Origin of the sequence: Burkholderia sp. b14 (assembly GCF_900156195.1) — a bacterium.
Lineage (GTDB): Bacteria > Pseudomonadota > Gammaproteobacteria > Burkholderiales > Burkholderiaceae > Mycetohabitans.
Genome location: NZ_FTPJ01000003.1, coordinates 2000192 through 2023774 on the forward strand (window position 1 = coordinate 2000192; position 23583 = coordinate 2023774).

The window sequence follows — 23583 nt, forward strand, 5'->3', positions numbered from 1 at the left end:
CGTGCGCGCCGCGCTTGTGCGACGTGCTCACTGACCCTTAAACAGTTTCATGATGTCCTGTCGTTCGGATTCGTCTACGCTCGCGTTGACACCCGAGTCCGAGGCGGCGCTTGCCGATTCGCCAGTCAGCGCCGAGGCGGGCATGCCGACCGTCGCCACGAAGCCTGAGCCTGGCAGCATATTGGCGTAGTACAGTTCGCCGTCGATGTCCTCGATGCCCGGCGGGCGGGGCATGGTGTAGGTGGGCTTGTCCTTGAGCGCTCGGCCCATGTAATCGATCCAAATAGGCAATGCGAGGCCGCCGCCGGTTTCACGATCGCCCAAGCTGCGCGAGCTGTCAAAGCCGATCCATGCGACAGCGACTAGCGTGTGCTGGTAGCCGGCGAACCAGGCGTCGCGCGAGTCGTTGGTCGTGCCGGTCTTGCCGCCGATGTCCACGCGCTTGAGTGCGTTCGACTTGGCGCCCGTTCCGCGCTGTGCGGCACCGATCAGCAGGTTATTCATGATGTACGCATTGCGCGGATCGACCGCGCGCGGCGCATTCTGCTCGGCCACCACCGGCTGCGCTCGCGCGACGAGCGCGCCGCGCGCATCGGTGATCTCGGCAATTAGGTAGGGATTGATCCGGTAGCCGCCGTTGGCGAACACCGCATAGCCGGCGGCCATCTGTAATGGCGTGACGAGCCCTGCGCCGAGTGCCATCGGCAGGTAGGCAGGGTGTTTGTCCGCATCGAAACCGAAGTGCGTGATGTGCTGCTGCGCGTAATGCGTGCCGATATGGCTCAGGATCCGGATCGATACGAGGTTCCTCGACTTCTGCAGCGCGGTGCGCATCGTCATCGGACCATCGTAGCCGCCGCCGTAGTTCTTCGGTTCCCACGCGTGGCCGCCGGGTGTGGTTGGCGGAAAGTACAGCGGCGCATCATTGATGATCGTCGCTGGGCCCAGTCCCTTGTCCAGCGCGGCCGAATAAATGAACGGCTTAAAGCTCGAACCGGCCTGGCGCCACGCCTGCGTGACGTGATTGAATTTGCTTTTGTTGAAATCAAAGCCACCGATCAGCGCGCGGATCGCGCCGTCCTGCGGCGTGAGCGCGATGAGCGCGCTCTCGACCTGCGGCAACTGCACGATGCTGAACGCACCATCCGCGGCCTTGGTGATTCGGATGATCGATCCGGGACGGATGCGCTGGTTCCGCTGCGCACGCTCGGACAAGGCCGCGGCAGCAAAGCGCAGCCCGTCGCCTCGGATGGTGACGGTGTTGCCGTCGATCAGCGAAGCCTTAACCTCGTGCGGGCCGGCTTGCGTGACGACGGCGGCGACTAGGTCGCCGTTGTCCGGATGTTCGAGCAATGCGTCATCGATCGCCTGTTCGCGCTCGGCGGCATCCTGCGGCAATTCGACAAACCCTTCCGGTCCACGGTAACCATGGCGACGGTCGTAGTCCATCACACCCTTGCGCACGGCGCGGTATGCAGCCTCCTGATCCGCCGAATCGATCGTCGTCACGACCTCGAAGCCGCGCGTGTAGGTCTCGTCGCGATACTGCGCGTACATCAATTGTCGCACCATCTCGGCCACGTACTCAGCGTGCACGCTGTACGGCGTGCTCAGCGTCTTGAGCACGATCGGCTCGTGTACCGCCGCATCGTATTGATCCGCGTTGATGTAGTGCAACTCGAGCATACGTTGCAGGATGTACTCCTGACGTATTTTCGCGCGCCGGGGATTCACCACGGGGTTGTATGCGGATGGCGCCTTGGGCAGCCCGGCGAGCATGGCCGCCTGAGCGAGCGTCACGTCCTTCAAATCCTTGCCGAAGTACACGCGCGCCGCGCTGGCGAAACCGTATGCACGTTGACCGAGATAGATCTGATTCATGTAGACCTCGAGAATCTGATCCTTCGTCAACGCCGACTCGATCTTGTACGCGAGCAGCATCTCGTACAGCTTGCGGGTGTAGGTTTTCTCGCTGGACAAAAAGAAGTTGCGTGCCACCTGCATCGTGATCGTACTGGCGCCTTGCGCATTGCCGCCCCGGGTGAAATTGGCCACGCCGGCGCGCAGGATGCCGGTCAGGTCAACCCCGCCATGATCGTAGAAGCGATAGTCCTCGATCGCCAGCACCGCCTTTTTCATTACCTCCGGGATTTCGTCGAATCGCACGATACGCCTGCGTTCCTCGCCGAATTCACCGATCAGCACATGGTCCGCCGTATAGATGCGCAGTGGCAACTTGGGCCGATAGTCCGTCAATGCGTCTAACGGCGGCAGGTTGCGCTCGGCAACGATCACCGCGTAGCACAGCATTAGCGCCAGCGCCAGTATCGTCCCGATCAGTAGGGTGCCCAGCGCGAGTAGAACCCGCCACCCTAGCGCGCGTTTGCGCTTTGGGCCGGCCGGAGGAGGAGGGGCGTCAGGCGTCGTCGATTGCATGGGAATACCAAAAACACGAACTCGCGATTATAGCGGGGCGGGCTGACACGACTGATCCCCCTGTCCGCAAGGATGCCTATTGTGGGCGCGACGTGGCGTGAGTGAACCGCTGCTGGCCGATCAGCCGAATGTGCGGCGGCGGCGCAGCTCGCAACAATGTCTGCATGCTTCGTCGAGCGCAGAGCCGGAGCGGTTTCCGGCCGACGCGGCGAAGCAAGGGAGGGAACATGCAGAATGCTTTATTGTCCGTTGGACGCCGGTTCGCGGCAGGAATCGACATTACGCCGTCGGAAATCCGGATGGCGGTGGCCAGCCGCAGGCTGGCTGACGGCGCCGACGTGCGCGTTGAGCACCTGGCGGCGCAACCGCTGCCGGCGGGCGTGGTGGAGGATGGCGAAATTTTGCGGCCCGAATGCGTGTCGCGGGCATTGAGCGTATTGCGCGACAGTATGCCGATACGGCGGTCTCTCGCCGGTGTGCGATACGTGATGGCGTTGCCGCCGGCGGTGACCTACACGGGTGTGACCTCGCTTGCCGAGCTGGCGCGTCGCACGCCCGGCCTCGCTTCGGTGCAGCACGCTTGCGCCGCGTTCGACGAATTGGAGCCGGCCGTGCTGGCCGAGGCCGAACGCCTGTTTGGCGTAGATCCATCGTCGATCGTCGTCGATTGGCTCATGGCGGATCGGGACGACGATCCCGACGCGGTGACGATCACCGCCGCTTCGCGTGATTGGCTCGATATACGGATCGCCACGGCAGCGGCTGCGAACATCGTGCTCAGTACGGTAGACGGCGAGGCTGCGGCCGCACTGCGTGCGTGCCGGCTGCAGGGTGCACTCGTGTTGCCCGCCGGTTGTTGCTGGTGCGCGATATGGGTCGGCGGTGGCACTGTGTATACATGGCTGCTGCGCGGCACGATGGTGCGGCGTGAGTGGCATGCGTTATCTGGGCACCGGGGCCCGATATTGGACGCGCTGCGTGACGCGCTGGCCTCTGACGACCTCTCGGGAGCTGTGGTGGGCGGCGAGGTTGCCGCGATCGCGGCCGCGGGACTCGATTTCGATGCGTTGCGCGGTGCGCTCGGATGCGATCCGCAGCTATTCCGGTGTGCGCCGTTTTGCCGCGCGTCGATCGCCACACAACCGTGCAGCAACAGTCCTGCGTATGCTGTCGCCTTCGGGCTCGCGATGCGCGGGGTGCTCGAATGAGTGGTGTGTCAGCGAGGGCTCGTGGCGGGCGTTGCCGCGCGGCATGTGCGTTGCTGCTTAGGGACCTTGGCGGTTTCAATCTGTTGCCCCATCGCGCGCGGCGCCGACGCAGAGTTCGTCAACGCAGAGCGTTTGGTGCTGCGTGTGCCGCGTTGGGCGGCGTTGGGGTCGCGGCGATTGTGTCGGCCGCCGCCGGACGCAATGACGTCGCGGCTGAGCAGAACCGGCAACGGCTCGAAAGTGACCTCGCGGCTGCAGCAATTCCGATGGCCGAGTACGCCAGCCTGCAGGCCGAGCTGGGTGCCTACCGCGCGTTTTGCGAGCACGCGACACAACGCGCGGTGCGTAGGGATCAGTTGCTCGCACTGCTCGACCGCCTGTCGAGAGCCGCAGCCCATGACGTGCGCCTGACCGAACTGAGTCGGCACGGCGACGAGACATTCGTCAGCGGGCAAGCCACTGGCCAGTCCGCTTTATCCGCATGGCTCAATGAATTGCGGCATGCGCCAGGCGTGGTTTCGACCAGCGTCCTGTCGTTTCGGCGCGTGCCGCCTGATCGTGAGACCGACGACACAGGTCGCACCACGCCTGCTGGCGCGTTCAACTTTACTGCGCGGTTGACCCACGCCGGTACGCGGCCGCCGATGTCGCCGCATGAGCAGCGTGTGGTTGCGCGAGGTGTGGAGCAGTCCGTCCACGCTGGAGAGGCTTCATGATGGCGCACACAATCGATGCTTCCCTATACGGCTTACGCGGCCAGGCGGCGCTGCTTGCGTCGTGTCGGGCATTGGCGAGGCCGCTAGAGCAGTGGTCGGCCATGCAGTTCCGTATCACGATGGGGGTGTTGGCCGCATTGTCGTTCGGCGGCACGCTGTACGTGTCGCAATCCTCGCACGACGAGCGCATGCGCGCCGAGGCCGTGGCAGTGGCTGGGTTGCGTGCAAAGACTGCACAAGCCCATCGGCAAGTCAGCGCGTTGCCCGCACTCAGGCGCCAGTTGGAAAAGGTGCGTGCTGTGCGGATCGATCCGGACGTCGCACAGCATATGCAACGGATCGACACGTTGGCAGCACGTGCGGGTCTATTACTCGACAGCGTCGAGCCTGTTGCCGAAGTCGCGGTGGGAGAACGCCGAGGCGAGGGGGCGCAAGCAGTCGGCCGGCAGACGGCTAGGCTGGCCGCATCCGGCGATTTTATCAGCGCGTGGTCCTTTCTCGGCTCACTGAGCACGCTGCCGGTGATCGCGGTACCTGACGAGGTCCAACTGAAAGCGGACGGTGGACAACTCTCGTTGCGCGCCCTATTGACGATATACGGAATGCGCGGTGGACCTGGTTTCGCTGCAGCTGGCTGCGGCTGCGAGTGGGTACGCGAGCCCCGCGTGCCGTTGCCGACGCGCAGCCTGGCGGCGGATGCTGTTCGCGTGCATGATGCCAGCTGGGATGCCGCTGTCGAGCGAGGCGTCGATGCTAACCGCAGGCGTGCCGGCAACTCACCTTCGCCGTTGCCACCGGATCCTTTTAGTGGGTCCCGCGCACGCCAGCCTCGCATGGCATCGGTCACGTCACCGGTGCGGATCGGCACGATATGGAGCGGGTCGCGCCGGATCACCGTAGTCGACGCGATCAAACCCCACTTGCCGGCTGCCCCAGGCGATGGCGCCGACTCGGCGGCGGGGGCAATTGCCGACGACGCAGCCTGGGAAGCCAGGCGCAGCGATCATGGACCATCGGCGCCACCAGCGGAGGGCTACGGGTGAGCAGCGTTCGACTCGACAACACGCGTCGCGTGGCGGCGCGGTGTTTCGTGGCCACACTGGGCGTTGCGCTTTTCGGGCTTGCCGGGGCGCTGGCTGATGCCCGCGCGTCGTTGGCCACAGTGCGGCCCGTGTTGCGTGCCATGGCCGAGCATGATGTTCGCATGCTACAACTGCCAAGCTCGGCGATGGCGGCGGGGGCGCCGGCAGCTCGTCTTGAGCCCGTGCCGAGGGTTGCGTCCACGTCCACACCCGCGTCTACACCTACGCTTGCACCCGCGTCCGGACCTATACCCGCGCAGACGCCGTTGCCGGCGCCGAAGGCCGACGCGCGGGATGGCGCAGGGTTTTCCGCCTCCCCACCGGCCGCGCGTAGCGGCTCGCGCTCCAGCGCAAATGTGCACGATGGTGCGGACGCGGCTAGACCGATATCCTTGACTTTTCGTGACGCGGAACTGAGCACGGTACTCGGCGCCTTCGCCGAATTCACGGGATCCAACATCATCGTCAGTGACAAGGTTCGCAAAAAAGTGTCGCTGCATCTGGTCGACGTGCGATGGTCCCATGCACTGGCCGCGTTGCTGCAAGCGCACGGACTCGAAATGGAGCGACGCGGCAATGTGATATGGATCGCGCCGGCGGCCGAAATTGCGGCGCGAGAACGCGCGTTGCTGGAGGTGCACGCGAAACGATTGCAGCTGGAGCCGCTGGCTAGCCGCTTGTTCGAACTTCATTATCAGCGGGCCGAAGACGTGCGGACGATGATTTGCGCATCGGGCAGCCAGCGGCTGTTGTCCAGCCGCGGCGCGGCGAATGCCGACCCGCGTACCAATCAATTGTTCGTCACCGATGTCCCCGGCCGGCTGGCCGACATCGCGTCGCTGATTTACGCGATCGATCGGCCGACCCGGCAGGTGTTGATCGAGGCGCGGATCGTTGAGGCGGATGAGGGATTTTCCCGCGCGCTGGGTGCACGAGTCGCGATGCTCAAGCGCGACGGTGGCGATAGCCCGACATCCGGTGGCGAAGTGGCGTCTCAGGGTAGCACCGGGGCGGGACTGCGTGGGCCGATGGTCGATCTGTTGGCCGCCCCGCTTTCCGGGTTTGTGCCGGCCAGCGCGGGCATTGGACTACTGAGCGCGTCGGTATCGAGGCGGCTCGACATCGAACTGAATGCACTGGAGATGCAAGGGCGCGGCCGCGTGGTATCGAGCCCGCGCGTGATCACCGCGGATCGTTTCAAAGCCGTGGTCGAGCAGGGGGCCGAAGTACCGTACCAGACCCGTACGCAGCGGGGCAGCGCGGTACAGTTTCGGCGCGCGACGCTCAAGCTCGAAGTTGAGCCGCGCATCACGCCTCGCGGACATGTGATACTGGACCTCGACATTGCCAAAGACAGTGTCGGCTCTGAGATGTCACATGGGCCGGCGATCCATACGAAGCGGGTGCAGACGCGCGTGGAGGTTGAAAACGGTGGCACGGTTGCGATTGGCGGTATCTATTCCCAGGACGATCGGCAAGACGAGGCCCGCGTGCCCATCCTGGGTGATATTCCGCTGATCGGCGCTTTGTTTCGGCATCGGACCCGAAGTGACCGTCATAGTGAATTAATCATATTGATTACTCCCACCGTCGTCACTGGGCTGCAGGCAACCGCGTCCGGGGCGCGACGCAAGGATCTTAGCGCCACACCAGGGCCCGGCGCCGCCGAAGTGGGGCAGCGTCGGCACGCCGAAGCGGATCCTTTGCAACGTGCCGAAGCGGATCCGCTGCAGGGTAGCGAAGCAAATTCTTCTCAGGGTGCCGATGCAGATCCGCCGTAGCCTGCTGAAGCGAACTTGTTGCAGCCAACCGGGGCGAACGCACTACGACCTGCCGAGGCGGGTCCGTCACAGTTCGCCGAGCAGGACGCACAAGAAACCGAGGGGCAGCATGAAGGGTGATGCGCAAACCGTTCGCGCCGCCCGTCGCGATGCGTGTTCCGGCTCCATAAGTACGGTGGTACTGCGCTGCGGCCTCGACAAACAACAACGTTTGCAATTAAGCTGCGCGACGGACCAGTAGATTCATGTCAATGACACAGTTGCTCGACGCGACGGCAAACGCCAGCGTTTTTTTCATCGGATTGATGGGGGCGGGAAAGACGACGGTTGGCCGTGCTGTTGCCCGTCGCCTCGGACGCCCCTTCGTCGACTCCGATCACGAAATCGAAGCCCGTACGGGCGCGCGCATTCCTGTGATATTCGAGCACGAGGGGGAGGATGGCTTCCGCCACCGGGAATCGGCGATCATTGACGAGCTGACGCGCCGTCCAGGCCTAGTCCTGGCGACGGGCGGAGGCGCAGTGATGCGACCCCAAAACCGTGAGTGGCTGCATGCACGCGGTATTGTCATTTATTTGCGCGCCACGCCACATGACCTATGGCTGCGCACCCGTCGCGACAAAAATCGTCCGCTGCTGCAGACCGATGATCCGCGCGGTAAGCTGGAGTCGCTGTTCGCGTTGCGGGATCCGCTGTATCGTGAATGTGCGCATTTCGTGATTGAAACCGGACGGCCCACCGTCAATGGTCTTGTCAATATGGTACTCATACAACTGGAACTGATCGGCATCCGCCCGCAACCCGACTGCGACGCACCGCAGGATGCTTTGCCGCCCCATGACAATGCTTGTTGAGTCGCCCCGTATGATCCATGTCGAAGTCAAACTGGGCGAGCGCGCCTACCCAATCCATATCGGTGCGGACTTGATCGACCGGGAAGCGTTGTTCGCGCCGCATATTCGTGGGACCTCGGTGGCCATTGTGACCAATGCCACGGTCGAGCCGCTGTACGGCACGCGGGTACGGGCAGCGCTTGAGCGTGCCGGCAAGCGCGTGCAGACGATCGTGCTGCCCGATGGCGAAGCGCACAAGAACTGGCAAACGCTGAACCAGATATTCGATGCGTTGCTGGGTCAGCATGCGGACCGTAAGGTGACGTTGGTCGCGCTAGGTGGCGGTGTCATCGGTGACATGACCGGCTTTGCCGCCGCATGCTACATGCGGGGCGTGCCGTTCATCCAAGTGCCGACCACGTTGCTGTCCCAGGTCGATTCGTCGGTCGGAGGCAAGACCGGCATCAATCATCCGCTCGGCAAAAATATGATCGGTGCGTTCTACCAGCCGCAAGCGGTGATCGCCGACATCGGCACGCTGGGCACGCTGCCGCAGCGCGAACGTGCCGCCGGCCTCGCTGAGGTCATTAAGACAGCGGCTATCGCGGATCCGGCATTCTTTGACTGGATCGAAGCGAATATCGACGCGTTGAATCATTGTGACGCATCGGCGCTGGCACGGGCGGTCAAGCGCTCCTGCGAGTTAAAGGCGAAGGTGGTTGCCGCCGACGAGCGCGAGGCAGGCTTGCGCGCAATACTGAATTTCGGCCATACGTTCGGTCATGCGATCGAGACCGGCCTCGGGTATGGCCAGTGGCTGCATGGCGAGGCGGTCGGTTGCGGGATGGTGATGGCCGCGGACCTGTCGGTACGGCTTGGCTTGCTGGACGAGGCTACGCGCGATCGACTGGGCCGATTGATCGGCGCAGCGCACTTGCCCACGCGCGCGCCGGCACTTGGCACGGATCGGTATGTCGAACTGATGCAGGTCGACAAGAAGGCGGACAGCGGTACGATAAAGTTCATCCTATTGAAGCGGATCGGTGACACGCTGATCACCAGTGCGCCCGATGCTGATGTGCGCGCGACACTGGCGGCGAGCGTCTGAGTTCATGCCCCAGCGTCCGAGCGGCTGAAGCAGGGCGGCAGCAGTCGTTGCTCAAGGAGTGTCGGTAAGTGAAGAGTGCATACGAAGGTCAATTTCGGCATAGGGTGCCGACATTGTGCGATCTCGAGGATCATCTGGCGCCGTATGCGGTGTCTTCACGGCTGTCCCGCGGGCGCCGCCATCCGGAACCCGCGCCGGATTCCCGGACCGAGTTCCAACGCGATCGGGACCGTATCATCCATTCGACGGCGTTCCGGCGCCTCGAGTATAAGACGCAGGTGTTCGTGAATCACGAGGGCGACCTGTTCCGCACGCGACTCACCCACAGTCTGGAAGTCGCGCAGATCGCGCGTTCGGTGGCGCGTAACCTGCGCGTCAACGAGGACTTGGTTGAAGCGATCTCGTTGGCGCACGATCTCGGGCATACGCCGTTCGGCCATGCCGGACAGGATGCGCTGAACGAATGCATGCGCGAGTTCGGTGGATTCGAGCATAATCTGCAAAGTCTGGCAGTCGTTGATGAGTTGGAGGAGCACTATGGCGGATTCAACGGCCTGAATCTGTGCTTTGAGACCCGCGAGGGTATTTTGAAGCACTGTTCGCGTGAAAACGCGCGGCGCTTGGGCGAGCTAGGCGAGCGCTTTCTGCGCGGGCGCCAACCTTCCATCGAGGCGCAGATCGCCAACCTTGCCGACGAAATCGCGTACAACAATCATGATATCGACGATGGGTTGCGCTCGGGACTGCTGGCCCTGGAGCAGCTCGATACGGTCGAACTGTGGCGTGAGCATCATGCATTGGCGAGGCAGGCCCATCCGACATTGGATGGGCGGCGGCTAATCCACGAAACAATACGGCGGATCATCAATACGTTGATCGTCGATTTGATCGGCGCGACGGCTGAACGCCTGGCGATGGCGAGGCCAGACTCGGTCGATGCGGTTCGCGCATCGGCGCCGCTGGTCGCGCACAGTGACGCGATCGCGGCGCAAGCGCGCGAACTCAAACAGTTCCTGCGTCACAACCTGTATCGCCATTATCGTGTGATGCGCATGGCGAATAAGGCGCGTCGCGTGGTCGTGGGGTTGTTCGATGCGTTCCGAGACGATCCGCGCTTGCTGCCGCCTGATTACCAGTGCGATGATGCGGCGACGCAGGCTAGACTCATAGCGCATTACATCGCCGGGATGACGGATCGGTATGCGCTGAAAGAATATCGCCGTTTGTTCGTCATCGACGACGGCTAAACTCTCACGCTTGCTTTCCCTGCGCATCGACTTGCGCTGCTTTCACCTTTGTTCAAGTAAGGAATGCAAGGTGGCCGATTGGCCTTATCCGCGCGTGGTCGCGCACCGGGGTGGTGGTACGCTGGCGCCGGAAAACACACTAGCGGCGATCCGCGTCGGCGCGGAGCTGGGGCTCAAGATGGTTGAGTTCGATGCTAAGTTGTCCGCCGACGAAGTGGTTTTCCTGCTGCATGACGATACAGTGAACCGGACCAGCGACGGCCGGGGCGCTGCGCAGCGCAAACAGTACACGGCGATTGCCCGGTTGGATGCCGGCAGCTGGTTCGACGGGCGTTTCCGTGGTGAATGGATGCCGACGCTGCAGCAGGCGAGCGAGTACTGTAGCGCGCTGGACTTGGCCGTCAACGTCGAAATTAAACCGTGTCCGGGGCGCGAAACCTTGACTGGGCGCCTTGTGGCAGGCGAAGTGGCGCGATGGTGGGCGGGCGCCACGCCGCCGGCGCTGCTCTCGTCGTTTTCCCTTGAGGCGCTGCACGGCGCGCGCAACGTGGCGGCGCAACTACCTCGCGGCTGGTTGGTCGGCGCCATGCCGGCGAACTGGCGCGAGCATGCCCGTGCGCTCGGCTGTGTCTCATTGCACGTGGACCACCGCCAGTTGACTGCCGCACGTGTTGCGCAGATCAACGAAGCCGGCTTGCGCGTCCTTGCCTACACCGTCAATATGCCGGAACGCGCCCGCGAACTTGTCGAGTGGGGCGTCGATACGATCTGTACAGACCGCATCGACTTGATCGGCGCGAACTTCTTCGGCTAGGGCGACGCGCTTGCGCCGCGCCACGCACGGCGAGCCCCCTACGTTGAGCCGGTAATTCGCATACCGTAGGAAGATGCCGTACTATGTAAGAGGTTGGCACCGTGGAGGTACGCCACCCGTCGGTGGAAATATCGGTCCGTCAATGTGGCGTGTACCAGCATCACGATGCCGCGCCGCTAAGCGCGTCCCAGTAACAAACCCAGCAGCAACGCCGCGCCGGCAGCTGCAGCGACGGCCTGCCATGGGCGCTCATGGACATATTCGTCCGCCCCGCCCCATGCGGCCTGCGCGCGGCGTTTCACGTTCTCCTGGACATCCCCCAAGCGTGAGCGCGTGGCTTCGATCTTGTCCCGCAATTGCTGGCGCAAAATCTCGACATCGGCTTGAGTACTGTCCGTTAGCGTATTTTCCAATTCGGACAACAGCTCACGTACTTCAGCGCCGGCGTCCTGCACGGCATGGCGCCCATGGTGTGCGATACGCTGCGCGTGGCGACCGGTCTTGTCGAACGAATCCTCTAGCGCCTGGCGGGTATTTTCCAAATTTGTCATTCCAGCTTTCTCCAGATAGTGTCGAAATGTTCGACGGTGTTGCAAAAAAGCCACTCTTGGTGGCACGCGACGTGCGTAGATGCACTGAACAGCGGTGGCGTGCGCGCGTCGATACGCCACGTTAGATTGGTCCTGCGACCCCCGATTGGCTTCTTGACGGCGGTGGCAGTACGCAATGCGGCTGTCAGTGCCGACACAGTGAAGCACATTGCAGGCCAACCCGGAGGTTGTTGGCGCCGTGCCGATTAAGGCTGGTGATAGCTGCGCCGGTCAAGACGGGCATTACGGAAGTAGGCGGTGCGCGGGTCCAGGCAGGTGGCGCGCAGTTAGACAGCGTGCGGAGCTAGATAGCACGCGGAGCTAGACAGCGCGCGGGGCAGGTACTACGGAGGCCAGCGTTGCACGGGCCAAAGCGGGCGGTACAGCTGCAAGCGCCGCTCCCGGGGTGGAAGAATGTCAGCATGGCTTCCCCCGGCGCGTTGAGCGTCAGAAGCGGTAGCCGACGTTTAGGAACGTGACGAGCGGATTCAGCTTGATGCGCGTGTGGCTCGTGACGTTACGCACGCCAACCGGTGTTTGCGCGACGCTATGCAGTGTGGCATCGGTTGAAAATGGCAGGAACGATACGGAAAAGCTGGCGAAAATGTGCTTGTTGAAGTTGTACGCGAAACCGGCGTTGAACACTGGCGCCCATGCGCTGTCTACGTCCACAGAGGTCGGGCCATGCAACTGTTGCGACACAAACGTTGGATTCGTGATCCGCGCGTTGGTGAACCAGATGTAGCTTACGCCGATTCCGACAAACGGACGAAACGCAGCATCCGCATTGCGGAAGTAGTATTTGAAGACGAGCGCGGGACTCCATTGCCGTGCCTCTCCGAGTTTGCCGTACGAGGCGAGGGTGCCGCCGCCACGCAGGTCGAATTTGGGCGGAATGCCCGCATCGGCTTGGACGGCGAAATTGTCAGTGATGAAGTACCCTGTGGAGAGGCCAAAAGTATCGGAGGAGCCGATACTAGCGCTCGAACCAAGGACCGCGATGTTGACGGGGGAGCCGCCGACGTTCGTGATTTTCAGTACGTCGCTGCTGTCTTGCGGCGCAAGATGGAACCAACCGGCTGCCATATAGGCGCTGCCAGCCGTTTGAGCATGTGCCTGATTGAAGCAGCAAGCAATAGCCGCGAGCCCTGGAATGGCTTTGATGATGTGTATTAATTGCACTGTGCTCCTCCATTTTTTTTAAAGTCCACCCATTATGCAGACAACGTTTCAAACGAACCATAGTCCTGCGTTAGAGCATTTTCCCTAAAGCTGGACGCAGCTGGCTTTGCACGCCGCGTCGTGCGCGAGCGCCGCGGGATGATTGACTCCTGTGGGTATACACCAAGTGCGATCTAAACGGAAATTCCTGCAATGGCCCGGTTAGCACGTCTTTATGTCCCCGACCAGCCGCAGCACGTAATACTGCGAGGCATCGATCACCAGCCTGCTTTCGTCGATGACGAGGATTATGCGCTGTTTGTTGAATGCCTGAAAATAGCATCACGCGACCACCAGCTTGCGGTCCACGCGTACGTCCTGATGCCATCGGCGGTGCAGTTGCTGGCGACGCCGCGCGAGGAGTCCAGCCTTCCCAAAGCGATGCAGGCCGTGGGTAGGCGCTACGTCGCGCACTTCAACCGTCGCTATGGACGACGCGGTACGCTGTGGGAAGGGCGTTACCGCGCCACGGTGTTCGAAGCAGAACAGTATTTTATGCTGTGCAGCCGGCTGGTGGAACTCAGTCCGGTGCGCGAGCGCCTCGTTTCTTCTGTTGACGCGTATCGGTGGTCCAGCTATCGACACCACGTTGGCCTCGTACTCGATCCGTTGATTACCGACCATCCGCTGTATTGGGCGCTGGCCAATACGCCGTTCGAGCGCCAGCACGCATACAAACAGCTGTGTGAGCAGGCGTTGGATGAAAACGCAGTCAATGAGTTGCAGCAGGCCACGCTCAAGGGGTGGGTGCTGGGGAGCGAAAGTTGGCGTGACTGGGCGGCCCGGCAGGCGAACCGCCGCGTGTCACCGTTGCCGCGTGGACGCCCTCGTAAGATGCGGGACGACGATGGTCAGGGGGCGGCCGGTGCGCAGCCGCCTGGTGCAGAGGCCGGAGGCGAGGCCTCGACTGCTGCGCGTCCGCCAGGTGATGTGCCGTCGTCGGAGGCAGGTCGCCCAGGCGAGGCAGGGCCGGGTAATGGGCCGTGCGCACGGAACACGCAGCCGGGGCGGGCCACGACCGGCCTCGGCGCTGCTGACACGGGGGCGAGCAATGGCGCTTCGGCACGGGCATCGGGGGAGGGACCGGCCAATGGTAGTTCGGAAACGGATCCTCCCACTTCAACGTAGGGCGCCCCTTTCAGCAGCGGCTCCATCAGCAGCAACTCGCTTAGTGGTGGCTACTGATGGTTTCTCGGTCGCGGCGTTACGTCCGATATTTCTATATCGAGTAGTCCCTTGTCGGTTGGTTTCGCATGGGCCGCCTCCATGGGGTAGCTTACATAAGTCAGCCTACATGAGGTAGCCGACATGGGCGGTCCATTTCGAGAAGTTGTCTCCTCGGGCGTTTCCCCTCCGACACTCCCCTCTTCGGTATCCCCCCTCCGGCTCCTACTCGAGCGGCACGGTAGCCTTGGACCGAGCGTACGACGTACAGGCCCGTAATGATGCATTCAATGCAGAACGGCCAGAGGCAGAGGTGGTGCGTTTGGGTTGTCACGCGGACGCTGTCCTGATCGGCGAAGCAGGCACACTAAGGTGTATTGGGGCGCGTCACATTGATATGGAACCAATTTATTAAAATAAAAATGGACACAAATATTATAGGGGACGTATCAGTCTATTTTTATTGGCGTCCTATTGATTCGTCGCGTATATTTGATTTCCAGCTGATTCATCGCTTCCGTGTCCACAAGTCGCGGCCGCTCCTGATCCAGCCGACATGCGCCGAAAACACTCGCAGCGACAGCGACGCAGCGCTCAAGCGCGAGTTTTCCGGCCGGTTGCATGGCCAATCACAATCACGGTGTCCCCATGAAAGACGCAACACAACCGACCGTCGGCCAGGGCTTGCCCGAAGCACAAGGCCTGTACACGCCAGAAAACGAACATGATGCGTGTGGCGTCGGCTTTGTGGCCCACATCAAGGGTCGCAAACGCCACGAAATCGTGGAGCAGGGTCTGAAAATTCTCGATAATCTGGATCACCGCGGCGCGGTGGGCGCGGATCCGCTGATGGGCGACGGCGCCGGCATCCTGATCCAAATTCCGGATGCGTTCTATCGCGAGGAGATGGCGCGGCAGGGTGTGACGTTACCGCCGTGCGGCGAGTACGGCGTTGGCATGATTTTTCTGCCCAAGGAGCACGCATCGCGCCTGGCTTGCGAACAGGAACTCGAGCGCACGGTCAAGGCCGAGGGGCAAGTGGTACTTGGCTGGCGCGACGTGCCAGTTGACGGCACGATGGAAATGTCGCCGATGGTGAAGGCCAGCGAGCCGGTGATCCGCCAGATCTTCATTGGTCGTGGCAAGGACATCATGGTCACCGACGCGCTTGAGCGCAAGCTGTACGTGATCCGCAAGACGGCCAGCCACCGTATCCAGGCGCTCAAGCTCAAGCATGGCAAGGAGTATTTCGTGCCGTCGATGTCGGCGCGCACGGTTGTCTACAAGGGGCTGCTTCTGGCGAGGCAGGTGGGGATCTACTATCGCGATCTGCAGGACGCGCGGGTTGTGTCGGCGCTTGCGTTGGTGCACCAGCGTTTCTCGACCAACACGTTCCCGGCGTGGGAGTTGGCGCACCCGTATCGGTTGATTGCGCACAACGGTGAAATCAACACGGTCAAGGGCAACGTCAACTGGCTGAACGCGCGCACCGGGGCCATCGCGAGCCACGTGCTCGGCGCTGATCTGCCTAAGCTGTGGCCGCTAATCTACCCGGGACAGTCCGATACAGCCTCGTTTGACAACTGCCTCGAATTGCTGGTGATGGCGGGCTATCCGCTGGCGCACGCGGTGATGATGATGATTCCGGAGGCGTGGGAGCAGCACGCGCTGATGGATGAGAATCGCCGCGCGTTCTACGAATATCACGCGGCGATGATGGAGCCGTGGGACGGTCCGGCGGCGATCGCATTCACCGACGGTCGTCAGATCGGCGCGACGTTGGATCGCAACGGCTTGCGTCCGGCGCGCTACCTCATCACCGATGATGACATGGTGATCATGGCGTCCGAGGCCGGCGTGCTGACAATCCCCGAGTCCAAGATCGTCAAGAAGTGGCGCCTGCAGCCGGGCAAGATGTTCTTAATCGACATGGAGCACGGCCGCATCATCGATGACAAGGAACTGAAAGACAATCTGGCGAACGCGAAACCGTACAAGAGCTGGATCGACGCGGTGCGCATCAAGCTGGACGAAATCGAGCCGAAGTCGGAGGACGTTGTGGCGGCGGCTGAGCCGCAGGGTGCGCCGGTGTTGTTGGACCGGCAGCAGGCGTTCGGCTATACGCAGGAGGACATTAAGTTCCTGATGGCGCCGATGGCGCAAGCCGGCGAAGAGGCGATCGGCTCGATGGGCAATGACTCGCCTCTCGCAGTGATGTCGAACAAGAACAAGACGCTGTACCACTACTTCAAGCAGTTGTTCGCGCAGGTCACGAATCCGCCGATTGACCCGATTCGCGAGAACCTGGTGATGTCATTGGTGTCGTTCATCGGGCCGAAGCCGAACCTGCTCGATACGAACAACATCAACCCGCCGATGCGGCTGGAAGTGTCGCAACCGGTGCTCGACTTCAAAGATATCGCGAAGATCCGTGCAATTGGCGAGTACACCGGTGGTAAGTTCAGTTCCTACGAATTGACTATCTGCTATCCGGTCGCGTGGGGCAAGGCCGGTATCGAGGCGCGCCTGGCGTCGCTGTGTGCTGAGGCAGTCGATGCTGTGCGCTCCGGCTACAACATCTTGATCGTATCGGATCGCAAGACCGACCGGGACAATGTCGCGATCCCGGCGTTGCTCGCGACCTCGGCGATTCACAGTCACCTGGTGGCGCATGGGTTGCGCACGAGTACGGGCCTGGTGGTCGAGACCGGTTCCGCGCGCGAGGTTCATCACTTCGCGCTGCTCGCCGGTTATGGCGCTGAGGCGGTGCACCCTTATCTGGCGCTCGAGACGCTGGTGGCGATGTCCAGCGGCCTGCCGGGCGCGCTGTCGGCCGACAAGGCCATCCAAAATTTCACGAAGGCGGTCGGCAAGGGCCTGCAGAAGGTCATGTCGAAGATGGGCATCTCAACCTACATGTCGTACACCGGCGCGCAGATCTTCGAGGCGGTGGGCTTGTCCAGCGAACTGGTCGCCAAGTACTTTAAGGGCACCGCATCCAGCGTTGGCGGCATTGGCTTGTTCGACGTGGCGGAAGAGGCGATCCGCCTGCATCGCGATGCATTCGGTGACAACCCGGTTCTCGCGACGATGCTTGACGCTGGCGGCGAGTACGCGTACCGCGTGCGTGGCGAAGACCACATGTGGACGCCCGACGCGATTGCGAAGCTGCAGCATTCGGCGCGCAGCAACTCGTATCAGACGTATAAGGAGTACGCACATATCATTAACGACCAGACCCGCCGTCACATGACGTTGCGCGGCCTGTTCGAGTTCAAGGTCGATCCTGCCAAGGCCATTTCGCTCGATGAAGTCGAGCCGGCCAAGGAGATCGTCAAGCGCTTTGCAACCGGTGCGATGTCGCTTGGCTCAATCAGTACCGAGGCGCATGCGACCTTGGCAATCGCGATGAACCGCATCGGCGGCAAGTCCAACACCGGCGAAGGCGGCGAGGACGAGCGTCGGTACCGCAATGAGCTGCGTGGCATCTCGATCAAGAATGGGGATACGCTCGGCTCGGTCATTGGTGAAGAGGCGGTCGTCGTCGATATTCCGTTGCGCGATGGCGATTCGCTGCGCTCGAAAATCAAGCAGGTCGCATCGGGTCGTTTCGGCGTGAGCGCCGAGTACCTAAGCTCGGCCGACCAGATCCAGATCAAGATGGCTCAGGGCGCCAAGCCGGGCGAAGGGGGTCAGCTGCCCGGACACAAGGTGTCGGCGTACATCGGCAAGCTGCGCTACTGCGTGCCGGGTGTCGGGCTGATTTCCCCGCCGCCGCACCACGATATCTATTCGATCGAGGACCTCGCGCAGCTGATCCACGACCTGAAGAACGCCAACCCGCGCGCTGGCGTATCGGTGAAGCTCGTCTCTGAAGTCGGCGTGGGCACGGTGGCGGCGGGCGTGGCCAAGGCCAAGGCCGACCACGTTGTGATCGCGGGCCACGATGGCGGTACGGGCGCATCGCCGTTGTCGTCGATTAAGCACGCCGGCACGCCGTGGGAGTTGGGCCTGGCCGAGACGCAGCAGACGCTGGTGCTCAACAAGCTGCGCGGCCGGATCCGCGTGCAGGCCGACGGACAGATGAAAACCGGCCGCGATGTCGTGATCGGCGCGCTGCTGGGCGCCGACGAGTTTGGCTTTGCGACGGCGCCGCTGGTCGTCGAAGGCTGCATCATGATGCGCAAGTGCCATCTGAACACGTGCCCCGTGGGCGTCGCGACGCAGGACCCGGTGTTGCGCGCGAAGTTCCAGGGCCAGCCCGAGCACGTGGTGAACTTCTTTTTCTTCGTGGCCGAGGAAGTGCGCGAAATCATGGCGCAGCTCGGGATTCGCCGCTTCGACGAACTGGTCGGTCGGGCCGATTTGCTCGATACGAAAAAGGGCATCGCGCATTGGAAGGCGCGTGGTCTCGATTTTTCGCGGATCTTCCATATGCCTGAGGCGGGCGCCGAGGTGGCGCGCCGGCACGTCGATACGCAGGACCATGGCCTGGACCGGGCATTGGATCATGTGTTGATCGACAAGGCGAAGGCGGCGATCGACAACGGTGAGCATGTGTCGTTCATCCAACCGGTGCGCAACGTGAATCGCACGGTCGGCGCGATGCTCTCAGGGGTGATCGCGCGCAAGTATGGGCACGATGGCCTGCCGGACGATACGATTCACATCCAGTTCAAGGGGACGGCGGGACAGAGTTTCGGCGCATTCCTAGCGCGCGGCATCACGCTGGACCTGGTCGGCGACGGCAACGACTATGTGGGCAAGGGGCTCTCGGGTGGACGCATCATTGTGCGTCCGACCAATGACTTCCGCGGCAAGTCAGAAGAGAACATCATTTGCGGCAACACCGTCATGTATGGCGCGATTGAGGGTGAGGCGTACTTCCGGGGCGTTGCGGGTGAGCGCTTCTGCGTGCGCAACTCCGGTGCGACGGCGGTCGTTGAGGGCACCGGCGACCACGGTTGCGAGTACATGACCGGCGGCACCGTCGTCGTGCTCGGCGAGACCGGCCGCAACTTCGCGGCGGGCATGTCGGGAGGCGTCGCGTACGTGTTTGATCCGGGCAACACGTTCGCGACCCAATGTAATCAGGCGATGGTCGCGCTTGAGCCGGTGCTGCAGCAGGCCGAGCAAGAGCGCACTGTTGAACCGGCACTGTGGCATCAGGACCAGACCGACGAGGCGTTGCTCAAGGGGCTAATCGAGCGCCACTTTGAGTTCACCGGGTCGCTGCGCGCTAAGGCGCTGCTCGAGAACTGGGATACGTCGCGGCGTCAGTTCGTCAAGGTGTTTCCAACCGAGTACAAGCGTGCCTTGGCCGACATCGGTGCCAAGAAGAAGGCGGCGAGCGCGCCGAGCCTAGCGGCCTGACGGCTTGCGCACCGACGCGACGGCGGATGCGCCGGCAAGTCAACGCACGACAGCCCCGTCGCGGTGCAGCGGGCTGCCCCTCAATAGGTATTGGTTAAGAGAAGCTCATGGGCAAGGCAACCGGTTTTCTCGAATATGAACGCCGCCACGAGGCGTATGAACTCCCGTTAGAACGCGTGAAGCACTGGAAGGAATTCGCGCATGCGCTGACCGACGAGGACACAAAAATCCAGGGCGCACGCTGCATGGATTGCGGCATTCCGTTCTGCAATAACGGCTGTCCGGTAAACAACATCATTCCGGACTTCAACGACCTCATGTTTCGCCAGGACTGGAAGCAGGCGATCGAGGTGTTGCACTCGACGAACAATTTTCCAGAGTTGACCGGCAGGATTTGCCCCGCGCCGTGCGAGGCCGCCTGTACGCTGAATATCAACAGCGACGCGGTGGGCATCAAATCGATCGAGCGCGCGATCATCGACAAGGCGTGGAGCGAAGGATGGGTCGCGCCGCAAGTGCCCAAGCTGAAGACCGGTAAGAAGATCGCGGTGGTGGGATCCGGGCCCGCCGGGCTGGCCGCCGCGCAGCAGCTGGCGCGAGCCGGTCATGAGGTAACGGTGTTCGAGAAAAACGACCGGATTGGCGGCCTGCTGCGCTACGGCATCCCCGACTTCAAACTGGAGAAGTGGCAGATCGACCGCCGCATGCGTCAGATGGAGGCCGAAGGCGTGACGTTCCGTACTAGCGTGTTCATTGGCAAGGAGCCGTTGCCGCCGACGATCAACAATGCGGCGAAGGACACCCTGTCGCCGGACGAATTGCGCGAACAATTCGACGCAATCGTGATGGCGGGCGGTGCCGAAACGCCGCGTGACTTACCGGTGCCGGGCCGCGAGTTGGCTGGTATCCACTTCGCGATGGAATTCCTGCCGCAGCAGAACCGGGTCAACGCTGGCGACAAGCTCGCGGATCAGTTGCTCGCCAAAGACAAGCACGTGGTCGTGATTGGCGGCGGAGACACCGGGTCGGACTGTGTCGGCACGTCGAACCGGCACGGCGCGAAGCGTGTCACGCAGTTCGAATTGCTGGCGCAGCCGCCGCAGGAGGAGGACAAGCCTCTCGTGTGGCCGTACTGGCCGATCAAGCTGCGCACGTCGTCGTCGCATGAGGAAGGTTGCGAGCGCGATTGGTCGGTCGCGACCAAGCGTTTCGAGGGCAGCAGAGGCAAGGTCGAAAAGCTGATCGCTGCGCGCGTCGAGTGGAGGGACGGCAAGATGCAGGAGGTGCCCGGTTCCGAGTTCGAAATGAAAGCAGACCTGGTACTGCTTGCGATGGGCTTCACGCAGCCGGCGGCAGCGATGCTCAATGCGTTCGCCGTTGACAAGGATCAGCGCGGCAACGTGCGGGCTGGCACCGACGGCGAGCGTGCGTATCACACGTCGGTCGACAAGGTGTTTGCTGCTGGCGACGTGCGTCGGGGGCAGTCGCTGGTAGTTTGGGCCATTCGCGAAGGTCGCCAATGCGCGCGCGCGGTGGACGCGTTCCTGATGGGGGGCTCGGAGTTGCCGCGCTGAGTTTGAGTCGGGCGTAGCAGGGCGGCTTTGCCGTAGGGGATCATCGATGGATGTCAGACTGCAGCGTTGCTTTGTTGCACTCATTCCCGACTCCGGCGCTCTCGATGCCATCGACGCATGGCGCGCTCCATGGCGCGCCGGTCATATGGCAGGCGTCAGATGGACGCCGCGTGAGCAGATTCATCTGACCATACGGTTTGTTGGCGCACTGACGCCGAGCGGGGGAAAACGGCTGATCGACGAATGGCCGACGCTGACGCCGGTGCCGGACAGGCTGCCCACCTCGCATGCCGCGATACTGCCCAGCGCCAGGCGGGCGCGCGTGTATGCGCTTGAACTGATCAGCGCGCCGGCGTTCCTCGCGTGGGCGGCTCGCGTCGACGTGCTGCTGGAGCGGGTCGGTGTGCCCGCCGCTGCGCGGCCGTTGCGGCCGCATCTGACCCTAGCCAGGCTGCGCGGCGATCCGCCCGCGCCGACGCATGATTTCGAAGCGGTGCGTCCCGTGCCGCCGTTGATCACCTTTGCTACGCTGGCGTTGGTCAGCAGCACGCTGACGCCGGCCGGATCACGCTACGCGACGCTCGCGGCGGTTCCGGCCGGGCGCAGCCAGGCGTGACTGCGCTATGCGCGCGTGGGGCACAGCCGTTATCACGCTGCCGCACGTCAGTTATCGCGTACCACTTCGATTGTTTTGTCATGCATCGCTTGCACGGACTCCCGGTGCGCGACACTGACGATGGCCGCGTGAGCTAAACGTTGCGTCAGCACGTGGTACAGCGCCGCCTCGGTGTCGAGGTCGAGCGCGCTGGTCGCCTCGTCAAGGAACAGGAAATCGGGCTTTTGCAACAGCACGCGGGCGATCGCCAGGCGTTGCTGTTCGCCTGGCGACAGTACGCGCTCCCAATGGTCGCTCACGCCGAGCTTATCGACTAGTTCGCCCAGCCGGCAGGCGCGCAGCACGTCGGCACAGTCCGCGTCGGTGAACGCGTCAGCCGCCGCCGGATAGCACAGCGCGCCCTTGAGTGTGCCGATTGGCACGTAGCTTTTCTGCGGCGCGAACATCACCCGTGCGTTGACGGGCATCTCGATGGTGCCGCTGCCAAATGGCCATAGGCCGGCCAGCGAGCGCAGCAGTGTGCTTTTGCCGGAGCCCGACGCGCCTCGCACTAGCACCCGCGAGCCGGGCGCGATGGCAAACGAGCCGATCGTCGACAGCGGCGTGCCATCCGGGCGCATCAGGCGCAGCGCCTGCACGCGCAATACCGTTGTATCGGCCATCCTCGTGTGAATGCCGCCGTGTTCGGTGGCCCGCGACGTCGACTCGAGCAACTGCGGCTGCGCCATAATGCGCCGGAATTCCTTGAGCCGGTTAGTCACAGCGCGCCATGCGGCCAGCGTCGAGTAGCTGCTGATGAACCATGAGAACGAGCTGCTGACGGTACCGAACGCGCCGATTATCTGCTGATAACCGCCGTAGCTGACCGCCTTCGCGAAGTATTTCGGCGCGGCGGCAATGAACGGGAACACAATGGCCAGTTGCGAATAGCTGACCACGACTAGGTTCAGACGCCGCGTATAGCGCATGATCATCCGCCAATTGTCGCGAATGTGCCCGAAGGCGCCTTGCAGCGCTTTTTCCTCGGAGCGCTCGCCCTCGTACAGGGCAATCTGGTCCGCATTCTCGCGCAATCGGATCAACGAGAAACGAAAATCCGCTTCGACCCGTTGTTGTTGGTAGTTGATCGACACGAGTGGATGGTTGACGCGATGCGTGACATACGAGCCGATCACCGCGTAGAGCAAGGCGGTCCACACCATGTAGCCGGGTAGTGTCACATCGGTGCCAAACACGGTGAAGCTGAGCGGGCCGGCCAAGTGCCACAGGACATGGCTGAACCACAGCAACGTGACGGACGTGGATAGGAAATCCAGCGAGAGCGCCAGCGTCGTGCTCGCCAGTTCCTGTAGGTCCACTGAAACCCGCTGGTCCGGGTTATCGGCGAGCTTGTCGCGCTCAATCCGATAGTACGCACGGCCCGACAGCCACTCGTGCATGTATTGCGTGGTGAGCCACTGGCGCCAGCGAAATTCCAGCATCTGCCGGAAGTATGTCCGGTATGAACCGAGCAGGATCATCGCCATCGCGATCGCGGTAAATTGCAGCAGCGAGTGCTTGAACACCGGATAGTTGTACTGCTGGATCGAGTCGAAGAACACACGCTGCCATGTGTTGAACCATGCGTTGACTGCCACCATGGTCATGTTTATCGCGACCACAAGCGCGAGCAGTCCCCAGGCGATCCACTTTTCGTCTGACACCCAATACGGTTTGATCAGGCTCCACGTGGTAATACGCTCGTTGTTGCCTGATGCGGGTTGATTCATAGGGTTCCTCAAATGTAGGGTTCCTCAAATCGGTCCATTCATCGGTGCGCC

General features: G+C 62.5%; 15 protein-coding genes and 1 pseudogene. 12 read left to right on the forward strand and 4 right to left on the reverse strand.

The genetic code is table 11. The annotated features are described in order from the left end of the window. Positions 1-27 precede the first annotated feature (27 nt). Positions 28-2436 carry a penicillin-binding protein 1A gene (locus tag B0B13_RS13730; protein WP_076796838.1) on the reverse strand — a complete coding sequence of 803 codons (2409 nt, stop codon included), beginning with the start codon at positions 2434-2436 and terminating at the stop codon, positions 28-30. A gap of 227 nt (positions 2437-2663) precedes the next feature. Between B0B13_RS13730 and pilM the strand changes: the two genes are divergently transcribed. The 8 genes from pilM to ugpQ all read left to right on the forward strand — a co-directional run bounded on the left by pilM (position 2664) and on the right by ugpQ (position 11225). After that, positions 2664-3644 carry a pilus assembly protein PilM gene (gene pilM, locus B0B13_RS13740; RefSeq protein WP_076785616.1) on the forward strand — a complete coding sequence of 327 codons (981 nt, stop codon included), beginning with the start codon at positions 2664-2666 and terminating at the stop codon, positions 3642-3644. A 152-nt stretch (positions 3645-3796) separates the two neighbouring features. Then, positions 3797-4360: a PilN domain-containing protein gene (locus B0B13_RS13745; RefSeq protein WP_076785615.1), complete on the forward strand. Its 564-nt coding sequence runs from the start codon at positions 3797-3799 to the stop codon at positions 4358-4360. Next, positions 4357-5403: a hypothetical protein gene (locus B0B13_RS13750; protein WP_139337430.1), complete on the forward strand. Its 1047-nt coding sequence runs from the start codon at positions 4357-4359 to the stop codon at positions 5401-5403. The genes B0B13_RS13745 and B0B13_RS13750 overlap by 4 nt, the downstream gene beginning before the upstream one ends. 140 nt (positions 5404-5543) lie before the next feature. Continuing rightward, on the forward strand, positions 5544-7223 hold the full coding sequence (locus B0B13_RS13755; RefSeq protein ID WP_083703795.1) for a type IV pilus secretin PilQ: 1680 nt from the start codon (positions 5544-5546) through the stop codon (positions 7221-7223). A 245-nt stretch (positions 7224-7468) separates the two neighbouring features. Then, complete coding sequence (locus B0B13_RS13760) at positions 7469-8077, forward strand: shikimate kinase (protein ID WP_083703747.1); 609 nt, start codon at positions 7469-7471, stop codon at positions 8075-8077. Positions 8078-8087: 10 nt separating this feature from the next. Then, on the forward strand, positions 8088-9164 hold the full coding sequence (gene aroB, locus B0B13_RS13765) for a 3-dehydroquinate synthase (protein WP_076796844.1): 1077 nt from the start codon (positions 8088-8090) through the stop codon (positions 9162-9164). 68 nt (positions 9165-9232) lie between these two features. Next, entirely contained in the window at positions 9233-10411 is a 1179-nt protein-coding gene (locus B0B13_RS13770; protein WP_076796845.1) for a deoxyguanosinetriphosphate triphosphohydrolase, read from the forward strand. 70 nt (positions 10412-10481) lie between these two features. Continuing rightward, on the forward strand, positions 10482-11225 hold the full coding sequence (ugpQ, locus tag B0B13_RS13775) for a glycerophosphodiester phosphodiesterase (protein WP_076796846.1): 744 nt from the start codon (positions 10482-10484) through the stop codon (positions 11223-11225). A gap of 176 nt (positions 11226-11401) precedes the next feature. On the opposite strand, the gene B0B13_RS13780 is transcribed toward ugpQ, so the two are convergent. Beyond that, positions 11402-11776, reverse strand: a complete 375-nt coding sequence (locus tag B0B13_RS13780; RefSeq protein WP_076785608.1) for an ElaB/YgaM/YqjD family protein — start codon at positions 11774-11776, stop codon at positions 11402-11404. Positions 11777-12262: 486 nt separating this feature from the next. Continuing rightward, positions 12263-12988 (reverse strand): OmpW/AlkL family protein, encoded by a 726-nt coding sequence (locus B0B13_RS13790; protein WP_076787485.1) that lies wholly within the window; start codon positions 12986-12988, stop codon positions 12263-12265. 201 nt (positions 12989-13189) lie between these two features. On the opposite strand from B0B13_RS13790, the pseudogene B0B13_RS13795 reads away from it, so the two are divergent. From B0B13_RS13795 to thpR, 4 genes and pseudogenes are all read left to right on the forward strand, one after another. Continuing rightward, positions 13190-13882 (forward strand): annotated as a pseudogene (locus B0B13_RS13795) (transposase); the annotation flags it as partial. Positions 13883-14848: 966 nt separating this feature from the next. Further along, positions 14849-19573 carry a glutamate synthase-related protein gene (locus B0B13_RS13800; RefSeq protein WP_076796847.1) on the forward strand — a complete coding sequence of 1575 codons (4725 nt, stop codon included), beginning with the start codon at positions 14849-14851 and terminating at the stop codon, positions 19571-19573. Positions 19574-19680: 107 nt separating this feature from the next. Further along, positions 19681-21147, forward strand: a complete 1467-nt coding sequence (locus B0B13_RS13805) for a glutamate synthase subunit beta (RefSeq protein WP_076796848.1) — start codon at positions 19681-19683, stop codon at positions 21145-21147. A 46-nt stretch (positions 21148-21193) separates the two neighbouring features. Continuing rightward, on the forward strand, positions 21194-21763 hold the full coding sequence (gene thpR, locus B0B13_RS13810; protein WP_076796849.1) for an RNA 2',3'-cyclic phosphodiesterase: 570 nt from the start codon (positions 21194-21196) through the stop codon (positions 21761-21763). Positions 21764-21810: 47 nt separating this feature from the next. Here the strand turns inward: thpR and B0B13_RS13815 are convergent, their stop codons facing one another. Continuing rightward, positions 21811-23532 carry an ABC transporter ATP-binding protein/permease gene (locus tag B0B13_RS13815; RefSeq protein WP_076796850.1) on the reverse strand — a complete coding sequence of 574 codons (1722 nt, stop codon included), beginning with the start codon at positions 23530-23532 and terminating at the stop codon, positions 21811-21813. Positions 23533-23583 lie beyond the last annotated feature (51 nt).